Below are 23,406 nucleotides of genomic sequence, written 5' to 3' on the forward strand. Positions count from 1 at the left end.
TCTAATTACCATAGTAGGCATTCTTACCATGCTTTCTCAAAAAATGCTTATCCTGTAAATATTTCGGCGCTTTCTTCGCATCCGGATTTATACTTATTGCAAACAAATTCATTTTCGCAACTTCTTCCATTACCACTGCATTATGTACTGCCGTATATGCATCCTTGCCCCATGCAAAAGGGCCATGACTGTGACATATACATCCGGGTATATATAAAGGATCAATCTTTCTATCCTTAAAGGTTTCCACTATAACTTTTCCGGTATTCAGTTCATAGTCCTCATCAAGTTCTTCCTTTGTAAGATGCCTTATACATGGAATATCTCCATAGAAATAGTCACATTGTGTGGTTCCCATACAGGCAATATCCACTCCTGCCTGTGCAAATCCCGTTGCATAGGGAGAATGTGTGTGTACAACCCCACCTATATCCTTAAAGTTTTGATACAGTATAAGATGCGTCTTTGTATCGGATGAAGGATTATATCTTCCTTCCACACGGTTGCCGTCAAGGTCCATTACCACCATATCCTCAGGTGTAAGTCTGTCATACTCTATTCCGCTTGGCTTTATTACAAAGTATTTTCCGCTTTCATCAATGCCCGATACATTTCCCCATGTAAATGTCACCAGACCATATTTTGGCAAAAGCATATTTGCCTCATATACCTCTTTTTTCAGTTTCTCCAGCATATTCCTCCTGATATAAATACATAGATTTTACGAATTATTATATTAAATATTTTAGCTTTTAATGTATTTATTAGCAATATATTAATACTTTAATTTTTACTGTATTCATCACATTTTCTTGATTCTTTATCTATTATCCCCAATTTTACAAATATAATTTCCTACATTTTGCCGATTGATTTATCTTAAGAATTCTGTCATAATACTTACATAAATTCTAATATTTTAGGATTGTTACTGAGACGCAGGCAAGACCGAATTTACCATAGTACTATGGTTTATTTGGTTTTTTTTATTGCTTTATGGTGGTGCGATGATCATTGAAAAAATTATAAATAATAATATCGTCTTGACCCATGACCATAAAAACAAGGAAATTATTGCCATGGGTAAGGGTATAGGCTTTGGCAGAAAAAAAGGAGATACTCTATCGGAGGCTGAAATAGAGAAGGTATTTCGTATCAAGGAAAATGAAATGCTTCTTAAGTTTCAGGATATGATTGCGGATATCCCTATTGAAAGAATAACTCTTACTGATGATGTCATTTCATATGCAATCAATGTAGAAAAGCTCAAACTCAGCCAAAGTATTTATCTTACTCTGGTTGACCATGTGAATTTTGCCATTGAAAGATTTAAAGAAGGTATGACTCCCGAGAATGCCCTGATGTGGGAAATCAAAAGATTTTATCCTCAGGAATATGCGCTTGGACTCTATACTCTCAGACTCATAAATGATAGAATAGGACTTTCTCTTCCGGATTCGGAGGCAGGCTTTATTGCACTTCATTTTGTAAATGCGCAGTACAGCACTCATATGAAGGAGACTTTGAGCCTTCCACATCTTATGAGAGATATAATGGATATTGTAAAAAGTGAATTGAATGTAGAGCTTAATGAAAATTCTATTCATTATGAAAGGTTTGTAACTCACGTAAAGTTTCTTATTCAAAGACTTTATAGAAATGAAATGCTCCATGATGATGATACGATTTTTGAGGATATGATGAAGGAAAAATATCCCGAAGAATTTGAATGCGGAAAAAGAATTGCAGAATATATAGAGGTTGAAACCCGTTCAAAAATAACCCGAATGGAAATGACCTATTTGGCAATTCATATAAAAAGAGTAACTATGGCAGAGGAGTAAAATATGTTTGGTTTATTTAAGAAGAAGAAAAATGCATTTTTCAGCCCTATGAGCGGAAAAAGTGTTTCTATAAAAGAAGTTCCTGATGAGACATTTTCATCAGAGATGCTTGGAAAGGGAGTAGCAATCGTTCCAAACGACGGTCTTGTAACCTCTCCTGCTGACGGCAAGGTGACCATGGTTTTTGAGACCTTACACGCTGTCAGTATATTAGCCGATACCGGTGAGGAAATTCTCATACATATCGGTCTTGATACAGTAAAGATGAACGGTGAGGGATTCTCTTCCTTTGTAAAAGCAGGAGATAGAGTTAAAGCAAAAGATCCGCTTATACAGGCAGATCTTGAAAAGATAAAATCGGCAGGATTTAATACCATTACCATGATGCTTATTTGCAATACTATGGATTTTAAATCTGTTGAAAGTATCACAGATAAAGCTGTGAATAAGGACAGTGAAATATTGGTAGTAATACCAAAATAATAAATTTTCTCTTTGACCGGCCGGCAAAGGGATGATCTTAAATAATAAGGAGAAATTTTTATGAAGTATTTACAACGACTTGGGAAGTCTTTGATGCTTCCTGTAGCCTGCCTTCCTGTGGCGGCGATTTTGATGGGTATAGGTTATTGGATCGATCCTACCGGTTGGGGTGGAAATAATATAGTAGCGGCTTTTCTTTTAAAGGCAGGTGGTGCTATCATCGACAATATGGCTATTTTGTTTGCCATAGGTGTTGCTGTCGGTATGAGTGATGACGGTGACGGTGCCGCCGCACTTGCAGGTCTTGTTTCATGGCTTGTTATCACAACTCTTTTATCAAAGGGTTCTGTAGCTATGTTTACAGGTGTTGAAGCGGATGCTGTCCCTGCAGCTTTCGGTAAGACACAGACTCAGTTTATCGGAATTGTTTGTGGTCTTATAGGTGCAGCTTGCTATAATAAGTTTAAAACAACAAAGCTTCCTGACGCACTCTCTTTCTTTAGCGGTAAGAGAAGCGTGGCTATTGTTACTGCAGGATTTTCACTTATTGCAGCTATTGTTTTATTCTTTATTTGGCCTCTTATTTATGGAGCATTGGTAAGCTTTGGTGAAGCAATTCTCAGCACAGGTGCTGTAGGTGCAGGTATCTACGGTTTCCTCAACAGACTTTTAATTCCATTCGGACTTCACCATGCACTTAACTCAGTATTCTGGTTTGATGTTGCAGGTATCAATGATATCGGTAAATTCTGGGGAAGCGCAGAAGGCGGTGTTCTCGGACAGACAGGTATGTATATGTCAGGATTCTTCCCTGTAATGATGTTCGGTCTTCCCGGCGCTGCACTTGCTATGTATCACACAGCTAAGGATGCAAGAAAGAAAGCCGCTTACGGTCTTTTACTTGCTGCCGCTCTTTCATCATTCTTTACAGGTGTTACAGAGCCGCTGGAGTTTGCATTCATGTTCCTTGCACCGGTACTTTACCTTATCCACGCTCTTTTAACAGGTATTTCACTTGCCGTAGTTTCACTTCTTCCTATAAGAGCAGGATTTAACTTCAGTGCAGGTCTTGTTGACTGGGTACTTAGTTTTAAGGCGCCATTTGCACAAAATCCACTTCTTTTGATTCCAATCGGTGTGGTTTACGGTGCTATCTACTATGCAATCTTCCGCTTCGTTATCACAAAGTTTGACTTAAAGACTCCGGGTAGAGAGGATGATGAGGAAGAAGAAAAGAAAGCTGTTTTAGCTAATGATGACTTTACTGCAGTTGCAGCTATTATCCTAGAGGGTGTAGGCGGTCCTGAAAACCTTACATCTATTGATAACTGTATCACAAGACTTCGTCTTGAGATCAAAGACTATACAAAGGTTGACGAAAAAAAGATTAAATCTGCAGGTGTTGCAGGTGTTATCAGGCCTTCAAAGACTGCCGTACAGGTTATTATCGGTACAAAAGTTCAGTTCGTAGCGGACGAGTTCAAAAAACTTGCTAAAAATAAATAATAATTAACACACTTCATAAAAAGGGGAGCATATCAAATATGCTCCCTTTTGGTTTACTATAAGTTTTATTTTGCGGATAATGCAGCCATTGTGATGTAGTTATATGGCTGATTGAAATGTGGAAGGAAGAATATATCAAGCAATTTGAGCTTGTCTATAGTCACCTTCTCCTGTATTGCAAGCGAGAACATATGTATACCCATTGACATATCATATGTAGATGCCATCTGCGCTCCGAGTATTACTCTTGTCTTTGCGTCATATACTATCTTTATATTTACCTTAGGATTTGTTGTTTCAATGAATGTTGCCTTTTGTAAGTCTTCAAATGAAGTAGAAAGCACATCCATACCAAGCTGCTTTGCCTTCTGTTCGCTGAGTCCTGTAGATACAAGTTTTAAATCATAAATTGAAATGGCATTTGATCCCTGTACGCCGATGGTCTCAAGTTTCTTGCCGCAGGCATTATATGCGGCTATAATTCCCGAACGTACAGCATTTGTTGCAAGCGCAATATATGACTTCTCTCCTGTAGAGTTGAAAAGTACTGTTGCACAGTCACCGATTGCATATACATCCTTCTTGCTTGTCTGCTGAGTTTCATCAACGATATATGCACCGTTTGACATTGTTTCAAGATAATCTTTTCCAAGCTCCGTATTAGGTCTGAATCCGATAGCAAGAATAACCATATCACACTGATATTCATTCTTATCTGTTACTATGGCCTCTACCTTACCGTTACCCTTAATCTCCTTTACAGTCTCACCGAAAGCAAGTTTAATACCGTGATCTGATAGATTTTTATCCATAAGTGCACTGAACTCAGGATCATAGTAGCTTGAAAGCGAAGTATTTGCTATATCAACAACTATTACCTTCTTATTATGTCTCTCAAACGCCTCTGCAAGTTCCACTCCGATATATCCCGCACCTACTACTGCAATTGTCTTGATATCAGGATTTTCAAGTTTCTTAATTACTTCTTCGGCATTCTGGAAAAGCTTTACAAGCTGAACGTTCTCCAAGTCTCTACCCGGTATCTGTGGTACTATAGGAAGTGAACCTGTAGCCAGTATCAACTTATCATAGCTCTCTTCTACTTTCTGACCGTTCTCCAAAGTTGCACATACGAACTTTTTATCAAAATCTATTCTTTCAACCTTGCTGTTCATATTTACTTTTGCACCCTGAGACTCAAGCTTTTCTTTATTTGAATAGAAAAGTCCGTCCGGCTTTGATATCTGGCCGCCTATCCAAAGTGCCATACCACAACCTAAAAAGCTGATATTTGAGTTCTGATCAAATACTACTACTTCATCTCCCTCATTGAATCCTGTGATTGTATTGATTGCACAAGTACCGGCATGATTTGCTCCAACTACTACTATCTTGCTCATATTTTCCTCCAAAATATATTATAATATTTATTTTTGACTTAATGGCCCTGTCTTTTTAAGACACAGCTCTTTAATTCATTGTCATCTCTTTAACAAATTGTACTATGTTTTATAACTTTTAACAAGTATTTTCGAGCTTGTACAGTTAAATTTTTTAAAATATATTTTGTATACAATGAATATAAAAAGAGCTGCTGCCCCATAGATGTATTTCCGGTCTATTTTGCAACAGCTCGCTATTATATTGTTATTTATAAACTACCCAAAAGCATTGGAAGTCCAAGGCTTATAACAGGTATAAATGTTATAAGTAAAAGTGTAATTATCATGCACAGATAGAATGGCAATGTTGCCTTTACTACCTTTTCCATAGGCAATTTTGCTACGGCTGAACCGATAAAGAGCACTCCTCCAACCGGTGGTGTAAGAAGACCTATACCGCAGTTTAAGATAACCATGATACCGAACTGTATCGGTCCGATTCCTATAGAGTTTGCAATAGGAAGAAGTATCGGTGTGGCGATAAGTATGATAGGTGCCATATCCATGATACATCCGAGTATAAGCAAGATAAGGTTAAGAAGTAATGCAAGTATTATAGGATTGTTTGTAAATCCTGTGATTGCACTTGCAGCCATATCCGGAACATGAAGTGTTGTAAGGCAATATCCGAAAATACTTGATGTTGAGATAAGGATAAGTACAATTGACAATGTATTTACACATTCATCAAGAGTCTTCCATACACCCTTCCAGTCAAGACCTTTATATATGAATACGCTGACAATAAGGCTGTAGATAACCGCTATAGCAGCCGACTCTGTAGCTGTGAACACACCGCCTACTACACCTACTACTACGATAAGTACTGCCGCCAATGCCCAGAATGATACACTAAGCTGCTTTAAAAGCACCTTCATCGAGAACTTCTCACCCTTTGGATAATTCTTTCTCACTGAAATAATATATGAACCGATCATAAGTGATACCGCAAGCAATGCACCCGGAATATATCCTGCAAGAAATAAGCTTCCTACCGATACACCGCCCGCTGTGGTAGCATATATAACCATGTTATGTGAAGGAGGTACCAAAAGTCCCTCGCATGATGATGTAATTGTAACCGCTGTGGAAAAATCCGCATCATATCCCTGATCCACCATCATAGGTATAAGGATTGAACCAAGTGATGCCGTATCTGCCGCTGCTGAACCTGAAATTCCTCCAAAGAAGTATGAAGCCACGATATTAACCATCGCCATACCTCCACGCATCCAGCCTACACAGGCATTTGCCAGTGCAATAAGTTTCTCCGATATACCGCCGCTTCCCATAAGGCAGCCCATTGTTATAAAGAACGGTACCGCCATAAGTGAGAATGATGAAATACCCTTAACCATCTGCTGACATATTGTTGAAAGCGGTTGTCCCTGTGCCAAAAGGCAGAGCAAAGATGAAAGTGCTACCGCATATGCAATCGGGAAACGCAAAAATATCATTACAAAAAAGCTTATAAGTAATATAGCAATTGCTACTCCTGTACTCATGCCTGCACCTCCTTTGGATCTTCTTTTAAGCAAATAGCCTTTATATGATTATAAAGTGCCTCAAGCTCAAATATTAACATTGCAACACCTGCTAAAGGTATCGGGAAGTACTGCCAGAATTTTGAAACTCCCGGCATACTTACATAAGTACCCTTTGCACCAATCTTCATAGCATATTTCCAGCCCACAACTATCATTACCACTGCAAGTATTAAAACTGCAATATCTGAAAGTACATCCAAAAATCTTACCACTCCCTTCGGAAGATATGGATCAAAGGCCGTCATTCTGATATGTGCACCTCTTCTTATTGCAAGTGCTGCTGAAAGCACTGCCATATATGCCATAAATGTAAGAACTATCTCCTCACTCCATGCAGGATCCGGTATAAATGATATATATCTTCCGGCAACCGCCATTGTTGTGATGGCAATATCTCCTATCAATAAAAGTTTACATATAAGCAGAACAAATTTGTATGTAGCATCATATGCCGGTTTTATTTTGTCTACCGCTTTAAAAAAATCTGACATAATTACCTCTTATTCTATCAACAAACCTCTTGGAGAAGTCTCCAAGAGGCAATAATATTATTTATCCAAGTCAACTATCTGCTGATATAATTCCTTCTGATCAGTTGTATTCTTTTCGATAACATTCTTTGTAGCTTCTTTCCAAGGTGTTTTATCTGTAACTTCAACAACATTTACACCTGATGACTTAAGCTCCTCTAAAACCTTATCCTCCGCCTTTTGAGCGATTTCTCTGTTTACCTCACCTACATACTTTCCTGCTTCAACAAGGATATCCTGCTGCTCAGGTGTAAGCTTATTCCAAGCGTCATCTGTGATTACTACCTGGAATGCTCCCAGTGTATGACCGTCAAGGATGATATTTGGAGCCACCTCAGGGAAAGCGTTTGACTTATAGTTTGTTATAGGCTGCTCCGCACCGTCCACAACACCTGTCTGAAGTGCTGAATAAAGCTCGTTAAATGCAACTACTGTAGGAGATGCACCAAGTCCCTCAACCATTCCGTTCATTACAGGGTCATTTGAAACTCTCATCTTCATTCCCTTTAAATCCTCAACAGAATTTACAGGATTCTTTGTAAAGAAATGTCTGAAACCTTCCTCACCATAGTACAAGCTCTTGATACCGAGGTTAAGATCTGATGTTTCCTCTAAGAACTCCTTTGACAAATCACTGTCTACAAACTTCCAGAAATGCTCTCTTGAGTTAAACGTGTATGGTAATGAAAGAAGTGAAGCCTTCTTTGCACCATAGCTTGTAAGAGCGAAAGCTGAAATTCTTGACATATCTACTGTACCTGTTCCGCCAAGCATTCCGTCAAGTACATCGTTCTCTGAACCGAGTACACCGCTTGCCTGAACATCGATATGAATCTTTCCGCCTGAAAGCTCTTCTACCTTCTCCTTGAATGCTGTACCGCTCTGTCCTACGATTGTATCAAGCGGGTTTACCTCCGCATAAACCAAGGTTACCTCTGCACCCTCACTACCGCTGTCTGCCTTTGCAGCAGTTGTCTCTCCACCGTTTGCAGCAGTTGTTGTTGTCTCAGGACTCTTAAGTCCGCAAGCTGATAACGCTAATGTAGCGATCGCTAATGCAAAAAATCTCTTTTTCATTGTTCCTCCAAAAAATAAATACTTAAGACTAAAAAGTCTTACATCTCTTTTATATATTCTATATTTAAGAAAAACTTATGTGAATGGTAATATTTTAATATAATAAGTAAATTTTTAATCTTTAAATTAAATGTTACCTCTGTACTCTGAAGGACTCATTCCTACCGCTCTTTTAAACACCTTTGTAAAGTAGTTTGAATCCGTATACCCCACACTTGCACCAACTTCTTTTATATTAAAACTGACATCCTTTAAAAGTACCTTTGCCTTTTCTATTCTCAGATTGGTCAGATAATTTATAAATGTATCGTCAAAAAGCTGCTTAAATATCTTTGAAAAATAAACATCCGAATAACCAAGTATACCTGCCACATCTCCGGCACTTATATCTCTTTTATAATTTTCCTTTATATATTTTTTTATAATGCTTTTTTGTGAATCTTGAAGATTTTCATTTTTACCGTCATCAGAACTTATTTCTTTTATACTTGATATAGCTTCACTTATAAGTCCTGTAAGTTTTTCCTCATTCCACGGCTTTAAAAGATAGTCAAATGCTTTTATATGCATCGCTTCTATGGCATATTCAAATCTGTCATATGCTGTTATAAAAATAATAATACAATCGTGATTTTTCTCTCTTATAAGCTTTGCCAGCTCTATTCCGTTCATTCCCGGCATTTCAATATCCAAAAGTGCAATATTTATATCTGTATTTTCAACTATACCTGCCGCCTGCTTTCCGTTACTTGCCATGAAAATGTCAAGCTCATTTAAAAAAAACTTTTTAATTGTCTTTTCAAGTACCTTCAGCTCAAGATTTTCATCATCCGCTATCAGTAAATTCACATTCTCTCCTTCCTAAACGGTTTGCGGTATCAGAAAATATACCACTGTCATCTTTCCTTCTTTGGAGTATATTCTCAAATCACCTGTTTTATATATGTTCTTTATACGCTTATAAATATTTCCAAAACCTATTCCGAGTTTTGCCGTAGGCCTCTCTCTCATAAAGTCTTTCAGCTGTTTAAGCCTTTCAGCATTCATTCCGACACCTGTGTCCGCAACAATAATGTGAAGCATATTTTCTTTTTCCCATACTCTTATTACTACCTTACCACCCTCTTCCTTTTTGGAAATCCCATGGACTATGGCATTTTCCACTATAGGCTGAAGTGAAAATGACGGAATATAAACATTGCCGTTGTCAACTTTTGAAACTATATCGTATGAAACACGATCACCGAAACGCATCTTTTGTATATACATATAGTCATTTACGATGCTAAGTTCCCTCTCAAGGCTTACCTGCTTTTCATCGGTCTTTAAGCTGTATCTGAATATATTTCCAAGTGCCCTTATCATATCCTCGGTATCCTTGGCATCTTCCAGATTGGCGGATGCGGCTATGATATTTAAGGTATTGAATAGAAAATGAGGATTTATCTGATTTTTAAGAAGGTCAAATCTCGCCTCATTAAGCCTTTTTTCCATGTTCATCTTTTCCATTGCCTCTTTGTGCAAAAGTTCCGAAAGCTCATATCTTTCCTCTAAGCTTGAAATATATACGGAGGTAGCATGCTTCATCTTGTTAAAGGCGTTTGTCAAATCTCCCATCTCATCCTTATTGCGTATTATTATATCCTTATCTGAAAAATCATTTTTTGCGATATTTTTTGATATCTCCACCATCCTGTTTATCGGTGAGATTATCAGAGCCTGTAGCTTGAATGCCATGTAAATTATCAATACTATGATAGGTATCAGTATTATCCCAAGTACAAGAGGCATTTTCTTAAAGAATTCAGCCCTCTTTTGATATATTACATTGTTCTCACTGAGAGTGACATCCATCAGTCTTTCCCCATAACTTATCAGATAATCCTGCATTTCATACACATTATATACTTTTTCTATAAAGTCCTTAGCTTCATATTTATCATCCAGAATTTCCTGTCTTTTGGCAGCATATACCGGATAACTGTTTTTTATACTCCATATTTTGGCATATCTTTCATTATCCATATGCATTATATCAAGTTCCAACTTATCAACTATTTCATCCGTTCTTTTACAACTTGCCAACAATTCATCTATATTGTCCCTGTTTCTTATAAAAGTACTGAAGTCCGCCTTTTCCTTTGTCATCGCATCCTGCAACTCATAACAAAGTGATATCTCATTTATTATCTCACCGAAACCTGAAGATGTATATTCCACAACAAAAAAATCAAAACATAAATTCACTATCAATGCCGAAACTACAGCAATAATGAAAATACCGATTTTTACTTTTATCGATTGATTTAAAACTTTTTTTCTCATAAATGCCATCCTAAAAACATATAATAAAAGGATACTACAAAAAGTTTTTTTCTTCCATAGTATCCCTCATTTATATATTATGTATTTCCAGTATATTTGATAATAAAAATCCCAAAAATGTTTTCTTTTGATATCTTATAAAATCACTGTAAGAAAGCTTATAGCCTCTCCCCCATGATGATATATAAAAAAAGCTTTCTCCGTTTTCTTTTTTACAGTCATAAATCAGCACATAATGTGCATATATCTTTGCTTTATTACCGGTTTGAATATCTGTAACCTCTATACCCTTTTCCTTTTTTAAAAAAGATAAAAGATCCGGTCCTACACCCAAAATTACAGGCATACCTTCCTGCAAACTCTTATTAACTTTTAAGAGTATATTGTATCCGAATCCCCATCTTGCTTTCATTGGAAGCCTATTATCTTTGAAATAAGCATTAACCGCTTTTGCAAGAGCAAATCCTGTCAGTCCCTTTATAATGTGTGTATCAAGAATATTTAAATACTTCCTGTAGACCATAAGTACAAAGGCTGTAAATGTATCTTTACCGACTGTATTTTTACTTTTGTATACAGACTTCCAAAAGCACATCAAAAAATTGCATATGGCAATTATTCCGCAACCGTATTCCGCTATATCTTTATATCCAAGGCTTAGAAACCAACCTTGATTTCCGCCTGTATACGATTTTTTATCATCTTTTATAAGAAGATCGTTTTCAATTGATCTACATGCTGTGGTCGGCAAATATGGCATCTCCCTCCCAAAGTACTGTCTTCCCTTCTTTAACACTTTGTTTCACATCTATGATTCTCTGATTTGAACTTCCCCTAAATCTCAATGTAATATCATAGAGCTCCTGTACAAACTCACCGTCCACCATCACATCACAAAGCGATAAGATTTTTGATGTTTCATCAAAATAGGCTCTTCCGCCGGGAACAAGGTCCACATCATAAGTGTATCCCGAGTATATCCAAAGGCTTTTATCAGGATATCTCTTTTTAAACTCCTCTACAAGCGGCAGTATTCCCTTCTGATTTGCCTTTTCCATAGGTTCTCCGCCAAGTATGGTAATACCGGATATATACTCGGGCTCTACAGACCTTAATATATCTCCTATGGTTTCATCTGTAAATTCTTCACCGTATTTAAAATCCCATGCCGTCTCGTTAAAACAGCCTTTACACGCATGTGTACAACCTGATACAAATAAAGACGTTCTTACTCCCGGACCGTTTGCTATATCATCATATTTTATATTTGCATAATTCATTATAACATTTCAGCCATTTCCAAAAGGAGCTTCTTTGAATCTTCAAATCCCAGACATGGATCCGTAATAGATTTTCCGTATATATGCTCCTCAATTTTCTGGTTTCCCTCTTCTATATAGCTCTCAATCATTACACCCTTTACAAAATTTCCTATCTCCTGTGAATATCTCATAGAGTGTAACACCTCTTTTACTATACGAACCTGCTCTTTATATTTCTTATTTGAATTTGAATGATTTGCATCCACAATAACAGCAGGGTTTTTAATATCTCTTTCCATATAAAGATCTAAAAGAAGCTTAAGGTCCTCATAATGGTAGTTTGGCAAGCATTGGCCATGCTTATTTACTGCACCTCTGAGTATCGCATGTGATAGAGGATTTCCGTCAGTTTTTATCTCATAGTTTCTATATATAAATTCATGTGACTGTTGTGCGGCATATATCGCATTCAGCATTACGGACATATCTCCGCTGGTAGGATTTTTCATACCTACAGGTACATCGACTCCTGATGATGTAAGTCTGTGCTGCTGATTTTCCACAGATCTTGCACCGACTGCAATATAGCTCATTAAATCGTCCAAGTATCCGAGGTTATCCGGGTAGAGCATCTCATCTGCAGTAAATAATCCTGTTTCTTCTATAACTCTAAGATGCATCTTTCTGATTGCAATAATTCCCTCATGTACATTGGGATTTTTTTCAGGATTCGGCTGATGCAAAAGTCCCTTATATCCGTCTCCGTTTGTCCTCGGTTTATTTGTATAGACTCTTGGAATAACTATTATTTTATCCTTGACTTCCTCCGCCACTTTTGTAAGCCTGCTTGCATAATCAAGTACGGAATCCTCATTGTCTGCAGAACAAGGACCTATTACAGCCAAAAACTTTTTGCTTTTTCCTGTGATTACATCCGCTATTTCTTTATCAAATTCTTTTTTCTTTGCCTCAAGTTCTTTACTTAAAGGGTACTTATCTATGATTTCTTCCGGACTTGGTAGATTACTGATATATTTTATTCCCATAATTGCCTCTTTCATTATATATGTTTTGAACTTCAACAGCTCCAAACTTTATTATGTATTCCTTACAGTTACATGGTATCTCCATATGACATTTTAACAGTATAAAATAATCGTGAAAAATTATCAAGTCTTTATTGCTTTAAAGTTCTAAACTTTAAATTTTCAAAGTATAAGCTTGATAATTTTTCATTACTTTGTTATACTTCTTTTTATGAAATTTTATCAGCCGAAGCTGCAATAAATAAAGGATGGATATGTATGAATTGTTATGATGAATTAAAGGCAAGAGGACTTATTGCCCAGGTTACAAATGAAGAAGAAATCAGCAAGATGATAAATAATGGTGAGGCTACATTTTATATAGGGTTTGATCCTACTGCAGACAGTCTCCATGTAGGACATTTTATGGCACTTTGTCTTATGAAGAGACTTCAAATGGCAGGCAATAAACCTATCGCTTTGGTAGGTGGCGGTACCGGTATGATCGGTGATCCTTCAGGAAGAAGCGACCTTAGAAAAGTCCTTACTATAGAAGATATCGACCACAACTGTGAATGTTTTAAAAAGCAGATGAGTCGCTTTATTGAATTCGGTGAGGATAAAGCCAGAATGGTAAACAATGCCGATTGGCTTAGAGATCTCAACTATATGGAATTTATCCGTGATATAGGTCCGCATTTTTCAGTAAACAATATGCTTAGAGCAAAATGTTATGAAAACCGTATGGCAAACGGACTCTCATTCCTTGAGTTTAACTATATGATACTTCAAAGTTTTGACTTCTATAAGCTTTTCCTTGACTACGGTTGCAATATGCAGTTCGGTGGTGACGATCAGTGGTCAAATATGCTTGGCGGTACTGAGCTTATCAGAAGAAAGCTTGGAAAAGATGCACATGCTATGACTATTACCCTTTTACTGAACTCAGAGGGTAAGAAAATGGGTAAAACGGTAGGCGGTGCAGTTTGGCTTGATCCGAATAAGACAACTCCTTTTGAGTTCTACCAGTACTGGAGAAATCTTCCTGATGCTGACGTTCTCACATGCCTTAGAATGCTTACCTTCCTTCCTCTTGAGCAGATAGAGGAAATGTCTAAATGGGAAGGTGCCAAACTTAATGAAGCTAAGGAAATCCTTGCAATGCATCTTACAGAGCTTGTACATGGCAAGGAAGAGGCCGATAAGGCAAATGCTGCCAGCAAGTCTCTATTTGTAGGCGGTGGCGATATGAGCAATGTTCCTACATATGTTTTGCAGGATGAGGATTACAGAGACGGTACTATAGATCTTTCAGGTGTGCTTGTAGTAAGCGGACTTTCAAAGACCAGATCCGAAGCCAGAAGAAATATCGAACAGGGCGGTGTTTCCATAGAAGGTGACGTTATAAATGATGTAAAGAAAACTTTTACAAAAGAAGATTTTGCAGGCGAAGGACTTCTTGTTAAGAGAGGAAAGAAAAACTTCTGCAAGGTTAAATCAGAATAAAATTTTTTAAGGGGCTGTCGGGAAATGATAGTCATAAGAAAGGGTGGTGTAGCTCAAAATGAGTCACACCACCCTAAGTTTTTACATAAAAAAATAATGTTTCAAAAAATCATCTTAAATGATCATTTGCTTCATATATATAAACAAATATATATAGAGCAAGTAGAAGAAAAAAACTTGATATTTTCAAAAATAAACTATCAACAATTATTCCTATTATACATACTGCCATTGAAGCAGCTATTCCAAAAAAGTAGATAGATAGTAGTTTAGAAATCTTATTATAATTATAATATCCTGCTTTCATATTTGCCAAGGCTCTGGATATATTATTATCTTTGCAAAATAAAAAATATAAGCCTAATACAAATGAAATTATTATACATTTAAACATTTATGACCAACCCACAACATCCCAAACACTATAAGAAAACATTTCATTGTGAAACCATACTGCCAGTGCTTGAATATACTTTGAATCTTTGTATTGTCCATTATTTCACAATTATTTACATCTTCTATACAAAGGACTTTCTATTCCGTTCTTAAATATTTATATTATAACTATATACATGAATGTTTTTTATGTCAATCTAATTCCATTTTTTTAATATAATTTTAAAAAATTGATTTTTTTAAATTTGTTTAAACCTCATCTTCCCGGGTCTTTGACAGTTTGTTTGCCTAAATAAGCATAAAAAAAGTCCTGTAACCCGCATATAGCCTACACTTCTCACTTGAAATTTTTGTCAAAATATTCGTTTTAATATATAGTATTTTCTAGTATAATAAGGTGTGGAGTTATCTATGAAAGTTACTACATCAAAATCAAAAAATGCAGAGTCCTTCTACATTTCCAAAAACTTTATAAATGACAAAGGGGTTAGCACCTCTGTAAATGTACGCAAACTTGGCTTACATAAAGTTTGCAGAAAGATAAGGGATAAGTATAACTTCAAGTTTGATATCAACTCGATATTATCCGATTTGATTTACTCAAGAATACTCGAACCTTCCGGTAAACGCTCAAGTTACTCTTGTTCTATGGGATTTTTAGAGCCACCATCTTACCAATTACATGATGTATATCACTCTTTAAATGTACTCGGTAAAGAATGTGACCTTATACAATCTGAAACTTATAGAAATAGTCATTTAGTAGGTAAGCGCAATGATAAACTTCTTTTTTATGATTGTACTAACTATTATTTTGAGATTGAGGATGAAGATGGCATTAAGAGATATGGCAAAAGCAAAGAACATAGACCAAACCCTATAATACAAATGAACAAACCTCTATTAAACCACTTGAAGAAAAAATTTTAAAAGAGTTTGATTGTCAAAAGTTTATTTACTGTAGTGATGCCGGACTTGGTTTGGAAAAAATAAGAAAGCACAATCATATGGGTGAAAGAGCTAAGTTAATGCTTGAAAGAGGCAGTACCAAAAAAGAAAGAAGAAATCCTAATGATCCGGCCAGGTTTCTTGGCAGTATTGTGGTAACTGACGATGGTGAAACAGCAAATGTATATAACTATCTTAATACAGAAAAAATAGATGAGGAAGCCAAGTATGATGGTATGTATGCCGTCTCAACAGACCTACTTGACGATAATGTAAGTGAAATACTAAGTATAAGTGAAAAGCGTTGGCAAATAGAAGAATGCTTTAGAATTATGAAAACCGAGTTTGAAGCAAGACCTGGTTGGAAACATTTTTATTTGAATAAGTTTCAATATCCGCTTAAAATCAATGTTTTCCCACGTTTTCAGAAAGAAATATTTCATCTAATTTGAGTAACTTTCAATTGAATGGTGTGAATTTTACCTTAAAAATACACGAATTGAGCTAGAATTTACTAAAAAGTTCACACCATTTAAATTGTTATTGTTTTGTACATGATAAATTGCAAGAATAAGTGCAACACCGTTTTTTCTCTGATTAAGTGAGTATCTATCAAGCTGTTTGATTTAACTCAAACAGCTTTTTTGCGGACTGATAGCCATGAATTTGTCTGAGCCTTTCATTGATATCCTTTTTATAGTCTTCTAAAAGTGTCGGATTTAGTTCTTACAAACTAAAACAATGTCTCTGGTATTCATACTGTCTAATGCCCCTACTATCTTTGTTCATCTTGATAGAAAAAACAAAGTAATGGTCACGACCGTCTAAAGATTTGCTTTTGTTTAGTTTAAAATAGTTTTTCAAACTTTAAAACATACTTATCTTCTTCAGTAAACAAAAACACCCCTATACCAAGCTTGTAGCTAGTGCAATTCAAGCCAATAAGCATAGAGATGTAAAACTATTACGCATTAAAACATGATTAGTTATTAAAGAATAACCATTGTGTACGAAATGTCTCAATTAGTTTTCGCTAGTAAATATCATTTCCAACAAACTCCCTCTCAATTCCTCATCCTGATGATGCAAGATATTCATTAACTCATGAGAATTTTTCGCATTGATGAATTGATTTAACAATCTATCTTTTAATTCATTCGGTACTTCGACATCGTGTACACCCTTTACCTTCGGAAGTTCCCGACTAACTAATGGGGATTTGTTTAAGCTTCGTTGGAGTTTCTCCTTCGCCAAATATTGGTCAAAGTTGCTGGATTCTCTCGCAAGCCTGCTTTCTTCTATATTCTTTAGAATCTGCTCTCGGTTATACTTCGGTACTCCGACATCTACTTTCACCTTATTGAGACTAAACTTGCTAGTTGCTGAAGAAGCTGTATACCCTCCTATCAGGTTCCCTAAAAAGTTTGCGGTTTGAGCGTCTTCTTCGCTTCCACCTAGAAACTTGGTCCCATGATAGGCAAACTGACCAGCTGTATAGAGATTCATTTCTCCTAGAATACAACATAATTATACAAAGTCTAGTTGAATAGTTTGATTGCTCTCCATTTTTTTAGCTGTATTAATAATATTTTCTATTTCTCTTTGAGTTATCGGAAGATTCTCATGAGGGGGCTCCCATTGTGTCATACTATCTTTATAAACAACAAATTTTTTATTGATCAGCAATTCTCCTTGTGCTTTTAAGAGAAAACCATTCTCTAAATCAAAAGTAATTGTTGATCTTGTTCCTGTAATTTTCATTTCTACCTCTCGAATATAATTTTTTCTACCCCTGTTTTAGGATCTATTGTTGTAATCTTAGTAACATTTGGATTGGCCTTCAATCTTGGTAGTTCGATGTTTTCCCAAATATTTCCTGGTCGTAGTTCGCTACCAACTACAGCTCTTATTTCACCAGATACTTGCGCTGCGTATACATTCGAAGCTTCCTCCCAAGCTGTTACACTTGAAGGAGTATTAAAATCCCATTCAGGCATTACAATATTCGTATCATCAATCGTAGATCTAATGTAACTCCTCCTTTATTTTTTGCTATTTTTTTCGCAACATCCATGCCTCCAATGCCATCTGTTCGTCCTGACCAGAAAAAAGCCGTATCTGGATCAGTTTTCAATCTACCTCTTATTAACTCAACATCAAAGTCAGTTTGAGTAAAATCTATTTTTGAATATCGATTTGAAAAAACAGAATTATAACTATAAAAATATACTTACTTTATTTTATCATAATTCTTAGCTAATTAAAATTAAACAAAAAGGATTTAGTCTTATAAAGCATTCAACTAAATCCTTTGGTTTAATCATCTTATTCTTCGACCATTTGTTTACATAATGCACATTTCATTGTTTTACTCTTAATCCACAATTGTATAATCTTCGCTTTGCAGTAATTCCAAGACTTTTTTTACAAATTGCATTGACAGCAATCCTTCAATCTTAGAGCCATGGGTTTTGAAATTTTCGTCGATTTCTTGAATTTCTAATTCTGTATTGCTTTCGGCAATTTTCTCAGAAACGGGTGAATGAAAACTATATTCCCCAATTTCGCAATATAAGAAATATAGATATTTTTTTGTTCCTAGATGATAATCAAAAAACTCGATCTCCATATCTTTATCGTAATCATAGTAACTATTTTTCCAAAAAATATCATTAGTTTTTTCTTTCAACAATTTCTCATAGTTTTTTTCATAACTATATACTCTTTTTTTCTTTTCGCCAATGAATTGTTTGTGGATCAGATTCGGGGTAAATACTTTCAAAAATTCTTCTTTTAGTTGATAGTATTTCCCCATTTCCTCTTCCGCTTTTTCAATATTACTCTCCAAATGCTGATGGGACCTTCCATTTTTGTATTCTTTAATTTTATCACGATAATTTTTAGCTCATTTATTCACATAATATACACATTCTGCAATAATTTCATTGGTAATTTTTTTCTCATTGATCAAATCATTATACAGCTTTGGAGTTTTCATTTCATTATCCCTTTCGAACTTTCTCTTACTATCAGATATTTAAAAAATAATTCACTTGTTTTATTGTAACGTCTAGTTATCGTTTTTTCAATAACTAGACGTTTCAATTTTATTTTTACAAAGAACTGATAGAATTACGTATCACTTCTTAACCTGCTTTTTAGCCTTGATTATTTACAGATATCTTGAAAAATTTTTAGAACACAAGTATACATGCGAATAAATTCTAAAGACCTTAAAAGATTTTAATTTTGCATATATAAAAGAGCAAGGTTTCATACCTCTATATAAACGAACAGAGCTCACAGATAAACTGCATGAGATTTGTCATTTTAATACAGATTTTGAATTTATAACAAAAAGTCAAATGAGGACAATACAAAAACAAAGTAAAGGAAAATAAAATACTATTTTTTAAGTTTTGAAACTGTCAAAGACAGGATTATCATACGAAAACGATATTTTCAATACTTACAAGGTAAATTTATATTTAGTTTCCATGAATTGAGCTTACCCGATGACGATCCGGTCTATACCCTAAAAAAAGTTATGGAGGATTTAGATTTTTCCGGACTGTTAGCCAATTGTTCGGACAAGGGAAGAACAGGGTACAACCGGGTCATGATGTGTGCAGTTATTACTTATACAAATATGCGAGGAATACGCTCTATTGATCGTATTGTGGATTTATGTGAAAGAGATATTGCTTTTATATGGCTTACACAAGGGAGAAAGCCTAAAAGAGATGCTTTTTATGAATTTAAAAGTAAGAAACTTACTTCAGATATCCTAGATGACTTAAACTATCAGTTTATGAGACGATTACAAAAAGAATGGCGTGGAAGCATTAATTGTCATCTTGCAGGTCTTCCGGATTCTATTGGCAACCTTTATGCGAATGAAGGAAGATCATCGTTTTCTCCATGTAAAACTAAAAAAATTTGAAGGCAAACCACAGGAGAAAACCGCATAAGAAAAAATTTAAAGACAAAATTTCAGCCAAGGGGGGTATGCCCAAAAATAGACAGTATTATAGAAAAACAAAATTACTTATTTCCCGACAGTCCCTTTTTGCATTAAAAAAGCTGCCGCATTTTAGTGCAACAGCCTTTAACTTTATATTTATTTTTACAGATGCAGTACTCTGTCCGCAATCTCTTGAGTTCTTCCCTGGTTCCAGAACTGTGTTCCTATATAACCGCAGGTTCTTCTTGCCACATTGAGCTTATTCTGATCCGTATTTCCACATTTAGGACATTTCCATACAAGCTTACCCGCATCTTTAACGATCTTTATCTCTCCGTCAAATCCGCATTCCTGACAATAGTCTGACTTCGTATTCAGCTCAGCATACATTATATTGTCATAGATAAATCCAAGCAAACTCATTACCGCCTCAAGGTTATCCTGCATATTCGGAACCTCTACATAACTGATGGCACCGCCCGGTGAAAGTTTTTGGAATTCACTCTCAAACTTAAGCTTTGTAAATGCGTCAATATCCTCAGATACATGTACATGATAGCTGTTTGTAATATAGTTTTTATCTGTGATACCTTCTATAATACCGAATCTCTTTTGAAGTGCCTTGGCAAATTTGTATGTAGTAGACTCAAGCGGTGTACCATATGGTGAATAATCAATATTCTCCGCCTGCTTCCATTCATTACATTTATCATTCATCTTCTGCATTACACTGAGTGCAAAAGGTTTTGCCACATCATCTGTATGGCTCTTTCCGGTCATATACTTTACGCACTCATAAAGTCCGGCATATCCAAGACTTATGGTTGAATATCCCCCATACAAAAGCTTGTCTATAGGCTCACCCTTCTTTAATCTTGAAAGGGCTCCATGCTGCCAAAGTATAGGTGCAACATCTGAAGGTGTTCCCTTTAATCTCTCATGTCTTGCTTTGAGTGCACGATGGCAAAGTTCAAGTCTTTCCTCGAAGATATTCCAAAACTTTGTAGTATCTCCGCCTGATGAAAGTGCCACATCCACAAGATTTATAGTTACAACACCCTGATTAAATCTACCGTAATATTTAGGATTACCGTTCTCATCCACATAAGGCGTTAAGAAGCTTCTGCATCCCATAGGTGTGTAGCAATTTCCGTTACCGTTTTTATCCACCTTATACTCAAACATCTTTTTCTCTGAAACATAGTCAGGTACAAGTCTCTTTGCGGTACATTTTGCAGCAAGCTTTGTAAGATGATAATACCTGGTTCCCGGGCGAATATTGTCCTCTTCCAGAACATATATAAGCTTTGGGAATGCAGGTGTTACCCATACACCATCCTCATTCTTCACACCCTGATATCTCTGTCTTATCATTTCTTCAATGATAAGTGCAAGATCTTCTTTTTCTCTTTCATTCTTTGCTTCATTTAAATACATAAATACTGTAATAAACGGAGCCTGACCGTTTGTAGTCATCAAAGTCACTACCTGATACTGTATAGTCTGTACACCCTTTGTGATTTCTCTGCGAAGTCTTTTTTCAATTATCTCTTCTTTTCTTTCCTTTGAGACATTCAAACCATACATCTCGGATTCCACTTCGTCACGTATTTTTTGTCTGCTTATATCTACAAAAGGCGCAAGATGTGTCAGCGAAATACTCTGTCCGCCATACTGGCTTGAAGCAACCTGTGCAATTATCTGTGTTGCAATATTGCAGGCTGTTGAAAAACTATGCGGCTTCTCAATAAATGTGCCTGATATCACAGTTCCGTTTTGAAGCATATCCTCAAGATTTACGAGATCACAGTTGTGCATATGCTGTGCAAAATAATCCGCATCATGGAAGTGAAGAATACCTGTCTTATGAGCTTCCACTATCTCAGGATCAAGAAGTATTCTTTCTGTGAGATCCTTTGAAACCTCTCCCGCCATATAATCTCTTTGCACTGAGGCAACAGTAGGATTCTTATTTGAGTTCTCCTGCTTTACTTCCTCATTGTCACATTCTATAAGCGCCAATATCTTATCATCTGTTGTATTTTGTTTTCTCTTTATACTCTGAACATATCTGTATGTAATATATCTTCTGGCTACCTCATAAGCATTCTCTCTCATGATGCCGTCCTCTACCATATCCTGTATTTCTTCCACGCTCATCGCACGGTTCATACTCATGCACTGATTCTCTACAGTATTGGCAATACGGTCAACCTGAGCTTTCTTTAATTTATCATCTTCACCTACTACGGCATTTGCTTTATAGATTGCAGAAATAATCTTTGAAATATCAAAATCAACTTCAGCGCCGCTTCTTTTAATGATCCTCATGTCGGTAACCTAACCTCTCTTTATTATTACATAATATCTGCTTATTGTCGCAGTTCTTATAAGTACCTTTTTAAGAGTATATAACTCTCTCGAATTCATAGTATACACAATATATTGTGCTTGGTCAATGGCTTTATTACCATATAGTGTAAGCGTACATATGTGCATATCAGAGAAAATTTTGTAAAATTTGCAAAAAAAATTTCATCTGTGTTATTATTAACCTAAAATCAATATATAGATAATATATTTTTAGAAAGGGTAATTATGTCAGAAAATGTAAAATGGCCCGGACCTGCAGGACTTATTCCTGTAACCAGCGGTAAGGCGGAAGATGCAAATGTGCACAACAGAAACTATTTAAATAATATTCTTGTGGAGATGAGAATAATAGATGCAATACTTCCCGATAAGCATAAAAAAATATTTGGGACGGAATTTGACTCTCCTATAATGATGCCTGCGTTTTCTCATTTAAATAAGGTCGGCAAGGACGGCAAAAAGCCTATGCTTGAATATGCAAAGGCTGCAAAGGCATTAAATATACTCAATTGGGTAGGTATGGAGCCTGATGATGAATTCAAAGAAATAGCGGATATAGGAGCCAAGACAGTAAGAATAATAAAACCTTTTGCCGACCATGATATTATCTTTGAACAGATAGAGTTTGCAAAAAAATGCGGTGCTGTTGCGGTAGGTGTGGATATTGACCATGTTCCGGGAACGGACGGGAAATATGATATAGTTGACGGAATAGCCTTGGGCCCGGTTACTCAAAGCGATTTGTCAGAATATGCAAAATTTGCAAAAATACCTTTTGTAGCAAAAGGAGTTTTATCGGTTCAAGACGCCGTAAAGGCAAAGCAGGCAGGTTGCAGTGCTATAGTGGTATCTCACCACCACGGTCGCATTCCTTTCGGTATACCGCCAATTATGATACTTCCCGATATAAAAACGGAGGTAAGCTGTATAGAGATATTTGTAGACTGTTCAATGGATACAGGATATGATGCCTACAAGGCTTTGGCGCTTGGTGCAGATGCCGTATCTGTCGGCAGGGGAATACTTTCTCCACTTTTAAAGGAAGGTGAAAGCGGTGTTATTGAAAAAATAAAAAGAATGAATGAAGAGCTTTCTGAGCTTATGATGTATACAGGTGTGAAAGATACAAACTCATTTGATCCTTCTGTTTTATACATAAGATAAATATACAGGCTTTA

The 23,406-nt window shown here is 36.1% G+C and carries 21 protein-coding genes and 4 pseudogenes; 8 read left to right on the top strand and 17 right to left on the bottom strand.

The window, feature by feature from the left end:
- Nucleotide 1: 1 nt before the first annotated feature.
- On the bottom strand, nt 2-694 hold the full coding sequence (locus HMPREF1140_RS07580) for an L-ribulose-5-phosphate 4-epimerase (protein WP_009663238.1): 693 nt from the start codon (nt 692-694) through the stop codon (nt 2-4).
- Between the two features lie 313 nt (nt 695-1,007).
- Here HMPREF1140_RS07580 and licT point away from each other — a divergent pair, with 313 nt between their 5' ends.
- The 3 genes from licT to nagE are packed head-to-tail and all read left to right on the top strand — an operon-like array spanning nt 1,008 to nt 3,833.
- Complete coding sequence (gene licT / locus HMPREF1140_RS07585; RefSeq protein ID WP_009663369.1) at nt 1,008-1,844, top strand: BglG family transcription antiterminator LicT; 837 nt, start codon at nt 1,008-1,010, stop codon at nt 1,842-1,844.
- 3 nt (nt 1,845-1,847) lie between these two features.
- A complete protein-coding gene (locus HMPREF1140_RS07590) occupies nt 1,848-2,327 on the top strand; it encodes a PTS sugar transporter subunit IIA (RefSeq protein ID WP_009663412.1) in 480 nt (159 codons plus the stop codon).
- A gap of 60 nt (nt 2,328-2,387) precedes the next feature.
- The gene (gene nagE, locus HMPREF1140_RS07595) at nt 2,388-3,833 is read left to right on the top strand and encodes an N-acetylglucosamine-specific PTS transporter subunit IIBC (protein ID WP_009663210.1); all 1,446 of its coding nucleotides are present in this window, start codon (nt 2,388-2,390) and stop codon (nt 3,831-3,833) included.
- Between the two features lie 65 nt (nt 3,834-3,898).
- Here nagE and nox read toward each other — a convergent pair whose 3' ends face one another.
- The 9 genes from nox to HMPREF1140_RS07640 all read right to left on the bottom strand — a co-directional run bounded on the left by nox (nt 3,899) and on the right by HMPREF1140_RS07640 (nt 13,062).
- Entirely contained in the window at nt 3,899-5,233 is a 1,335-nt protein-coding gene (gene nox / locus HMPREF1140_RS07600; RefSeq protein WP_009663360.1) for a H2O-forming NADH oxidase, read from the bottom strand.
- 251 nt (nt 5,234-5,484) lie between these two features.
- Entirely contained in the window at nt 5,485-6,780 is a 1,296-nt protein-coding gene (locus tag HMPREF1140_RS07605) for a TRAP transporter large permease (RefSeq protein WP_009663286.1), read from the bottom strand.
- The gene (locus HMPREF1140_RS07610) at nt 6,777-7,313 is read right to left on the bottom strand and encodes a TRAP transporter small permease (RefSeq protein WP_009663259.1); all 537 of its coding nucleotides are present in this window, start codon (nt 7,311-7,313) and stop codon (nt 6,777-6,779) included. The genes HMPREF1140_RS07605 and HMPREF1140_RS07610 overlap by 4 nt, the downstream gene beginning before the upstream one ends.
- A gap of 57 nt (nt 7,314-7,370) precedes the next feature.
- The gene (locus tag HMPREF1140_RS07615; protein WP_009663200.1) at nt 7,371-8,429 is read right to left on the bottom strand and encodes a TRAP transporter substrate-binding protein; all 1,059 of its coding nucleotides are present in this window, start codon (nt 8,427-8,429) and stop codon (nt 7,371-7,373) included.
- Nucleotides 8,430-8,555: 126 nt separating this feature from the next.
- Nucleotides 8,556-9,278 (bottom strand): response regulator transcription factor, encoded by a 723-nt coding sequence (locus tag HMPREF1140_RS07620; RefSeq protein WP_009663348.1) that lies wholly within the window; start codon nt 9,276-9,278, stop codon nt 8,556-8,558.
- 12 nt (nt 9,279-9,290) lie between these two features.
- Entirely contained in the window at nt 9,291-10,754 is a 1,464-nt protein-coding gene (locus tag HMPREF1140_RS07625; protein WP_009663221.1) for a sensor histidine kinase, read from the bottom strand.
- Between the two features lie 70 nt (nt 10,755-10,824).
- Nucleotides 10,825-11,514, bottom strand: coding sequence for a hypothetical protein (locus HMPREF1140_RS07630; protein ID WP_009663305.1), 690 nt, complete (start codon nt 11,512-11,514; stop codon nt 10,825-10,827).
- A complete protein-coding gene (nrdG, locus tag HMPREF1140_RS07635) occupies nt 11,486-12,034 on the bottom strand; it encodes an anaerobic ribonucleoside-triphosphate reductase activating protein (protein WP_009663225.1) in 549 nt (182 codons plus the stop codon). The genes HMPREF1140_RS07630 and nrdG overlap by 29 nt, the downstream gene beginning before the upstream one ends.
- The gene (locus HMPREF1140_RS07640) at nt 12,034-13,062 is read right to left on the bottom strand and encodes a 3-deoxy-7-phosphoheptulonate synthase (protein ID WP_009663236.1); all 1,029 of its coding nucleotides are present in this window, start codon (nt 13,060-13,062) and stop codon (nt 12,034-12,036) included. Before HMPREF1140_RS07640 ends, nrdG begins: the two co-directional genes overlap by 1 nt.
- Nucleotides 13,063-13,320: 258 nt before the next feature.
- Between HMPREF1140_RS07640 and tyrS the strand changes: the two genes are divergently transcribed.
- Both tyrS and HMPREF1140_RS14040 read left to right on the top strand, forming a co-directional pair.
- Entirely contained in the window at nt 13,321-14,547 is a 1,227-nt protein-coding gene (tyrS, locus tag HMPREF1140_RS07645) for a tyrosine--tRNA ligase (protein WP_009663170.1), read from the top strand.
- 807 nt (nt 14,548-15,354) lie between these two features.
- Nucleotides 15,355-16,250 (top strand): annotated as a pseudogene (locus tag HMPREF1140_RS14040) (hypothetical protein); the annotation flags it as partial.
- Nucleotides 16,251-16,503: 253 nt separating this feature from the next.
- On the opposite strand, the pseudogene HMPREF1140_RS13540 reads toward HMPREF1140_RS14040, so the two are convergent.
- The 6 genes and pseudogenes from HMPREF1140_RS13540 to HMPREF1140_RS07680 form a co-directional block, all read right to left on the bottom strand.
- Nucleotides 16,504-16,617, bottom strand: a pseudogene (locus HMPREF1140_RS13540) (IS30 family transposase); the annotation flags it as partial.
- On the bottom strand, nt 16,618-16,755 hold the full coding sequence (locus HMPREF1140_RS14145; RefSeq protein ID WP_408610082.1) for a DUF5960 family protein: 138 nt from the start codon (nt 16,753-16,755) through the stop codon (nt 16,618-16,620).
- Between the two features lie 159 nt (nt 16,756-16,914).
- Entirely contained in the window at nt 16,915-17,397 is a 483-nt protein-coding gene (locus HMPREF1140_RS13545) for a hypothetical protein (RefSeq protein ID WP_035620124.1), read from the bottom strand.
- Between the two features lie 21 nt (nt 17,398-17,418).
- Nucleotides 17,419-17,652, bottom strand: a complete 234-nt coding sequence (locus HMPREF1140_RS07670; protein WP_003007814.1) for an Imm74 family immunity protein — start codon at nt 17,650-17,652, stop codon at nt 17,419-17,421.
- A gap of 2 nt (nt 17,653-17,654) precedes the next feature.
- Entirely contained in the window at nt 17,655-17,888 is a 234-nt protein-coding gene (locus tag HMPREF1140_RS13755; protein ID WP_035620126.1) for a hypothetical protein, read from the bottom strand.
- 377 nt (nt 17,889-18,265) lie between these two features.
- Entirely contained in the window at nt 18,266-18,739 is a 474-nt protein-coding gene (locus tag HMPREF1140_RS07680) for a hypothetical protein (RefSeq protein ID WP_198007465.1), read from the bottom strand.
- Nucleotides 18,740-18,998: 259 nt separating this feature from the next.
- Between HMPREF1140_RS07680 and HMPREF1140_RS14045 the strand changes: the two are divergent.
- Both HMPREF1140_RS14045 and HMPREF1140_RS13275 read left to right on the top strand, forming a co-directional pair.
- Nucleotides 18,999-19,292 (top strand): annotated as a pseudogene (locus HMPREF1140_RS14045) (IS1634 family transposase); the annotation flags it as partial.
- 38 nt (nt 19,293-19,330) lie between these two features.
- Nucleotides 19,331-19,783 (top strand): annotated as a pseudogene (locus tag HMPREF1140_RS13275) (transposase); the annotation flags it as partial.
- Nucleotides 19,784-20,017: 234 nt separating this feature from the next.
- Here the strand turns inward: HMPREF1140_RS13275 and nrdD are convergent.
- Nucleotides 20,018-22,186, bottom strand: a complete 2,169-nt coding sequence (gene nrdD / locus HMPREF1140_RS07690; protein WP_009663379.1) for an anaerobic ribonucleoside-triphosphate reductase — start codon at nt 22,184-22,186, stop codon at nt 20,018-20,020.
- Nucleotides 22,187-22,453: 267 nt separating this feature from the next.
- On the opposite strand from nrdD, the gene HMPREF1140_RS07695 reads away from it, so the two are divergent.
- Nucleotides 22,454-23,392, top strand: coding sequence for an FMN-dependent dehydrogenase (locus HMPREF1140_RS07695; protein ID WP_009663193.1), 939 nt, complete (start codon nt 22,454-22,456; stop codon nt 23,390-23,392).
- Nucleotides 23,393-23,406 lie beyond the last annotated feature (14 nt).

This window comes from Lachnoanaerobaculum sp. ICM7, assembly GCF_000287675.1.
In the GTDB taxonomy this organism is placed as follows: domain Bacteria; phylum Bacillota; class Clostridia; order Lachnospirales; family Lachnospiraceae; genus Lachnoanaerobaculum.

Bases quoted from the DNA above. Each gene is read 5' to 3' on its own strand.
- HMPREF1140_RS07580 (WP_009663238.1), bottom strand. From the start codon at position 694: ATGCTGGAGAAACTGAAAAAAGAGGTATATGAGGCAAATATGCTTTTG.
- licT (WP_009663369.1), top strand. From the start codon at position 1,008: ATGATCATTGAAAAAATTATAAATAATAATATCGTCTTGACCCATGAC.
- HMPREF1140_RS07590 (WP_009663412.1), top strand. From the start codon at position 1,848: ATGTTTGGTTTATTTAAGAAGAAGAAAAATGCATTTTTCAGCCCTATG.
- nagE (WP_009663210.1), top strand. From the start codon at position 2,388: ATGAAGTATTTACAACGACTTGGGAAGTCTTTGATGCTTCCTGTAGCC.
- nox (WP_009663360.1), bottom strand. From the start codon at position 5,233: ATGAGCAAGATAGTAGTAGTTGGAGCAAATCATGCCGGTACTTGTGCA.
- HMPREF1140_RS07605 (WP_009663286.1), bottom strand. From the start codon at position 6,780: ATGAGTACAGGAGTAGCAATTGCTATATTACTTATAAGCTTTTTTGTA.
- HMPREF1140_RS07610 (WP_009663259.1), bottom strand. From the start codon at position 7,313: ATGTCAGATTTTTTTAAAGCGGTAGACAAAATAAAACCGGCATATGAT.
- HMPREF1140_RS07615 (WP_009663200.1), bottom strand. From the start codon at position 8,429: ATGAAAAAGAGATTTTTTGCATTAGCGATCGCTACATTAGCGTTATCA.
- HMPREF1140_RS07625 (WP_009663221.1), bottom strand. From the start codon at position 10,754: ATGAGAAAAAAAGTTTTAAATCAATCGATAAAAGTAAAAATCGGTATT.
- HMPREF1140_RS07630 (WP_009663305.1), bottom strand. From the start codon at position 11,514: ATGCCATATTTGCCGACCACAGCATGTAGATCAATTGAAAACGATCTT.
- nrdG (WP_009663225.1), bottom strand. From the start codon at position 12,034: ATGAATTATGCAAATATAAAATATGATGATATAGCAAACGGTCCGGGA.
- HMPREF1140_RS07640 (WP_009663236.1), bottom strand. From the start codon at position 13,062: ATGGGAATAAAATATATCAGTAATCTACCAAGTCCGGAAGAAATCATA.
- tyrS (WP_009663170.1), top strand. From the start codon at position 13,321: ATGAATTGTTATGATGAATTAAAGGCAAGAGGACTTATTGCCCAGGTT.
- HMPREF1140_RS13545 (WP_035620124.1), bottom strand. From the start codon at position 17,397: ATGAATCTCTATACAGCTGGTCAGTTTGCCTATCATGGGACCAAGTTT.
- HMPREF1140_RS07670 (WP_003007814.1), bottom strand. From the start codon at position 17,652: ATGAAAATTACAGGAACAAGATCAACAATTACTTTTGATTTAGAGAAT.
- HMPREF1140_RS13755 (WP_035620126.1), bottom strand. From the start codon at position 17,888: ATGCCTGAATGGGATTTTAATACTCCTTCAAGTGTAACAGCTTGGGAG.
- nrdD (WP_009663379.1), bottom strand. From the start codon at position 22,186: ATGAGGATCATTAAAAGAAGCGGCGCTGAAGTTGATTTTGATATTTCA.
- HMPREF1140_RS07695 (WP_009663193.1), top strand. From the start codon at position 22,454: ATGTCAGAAAATGTAAAATGGCCCGGACCTGCAGGACTTATTCCTGTA.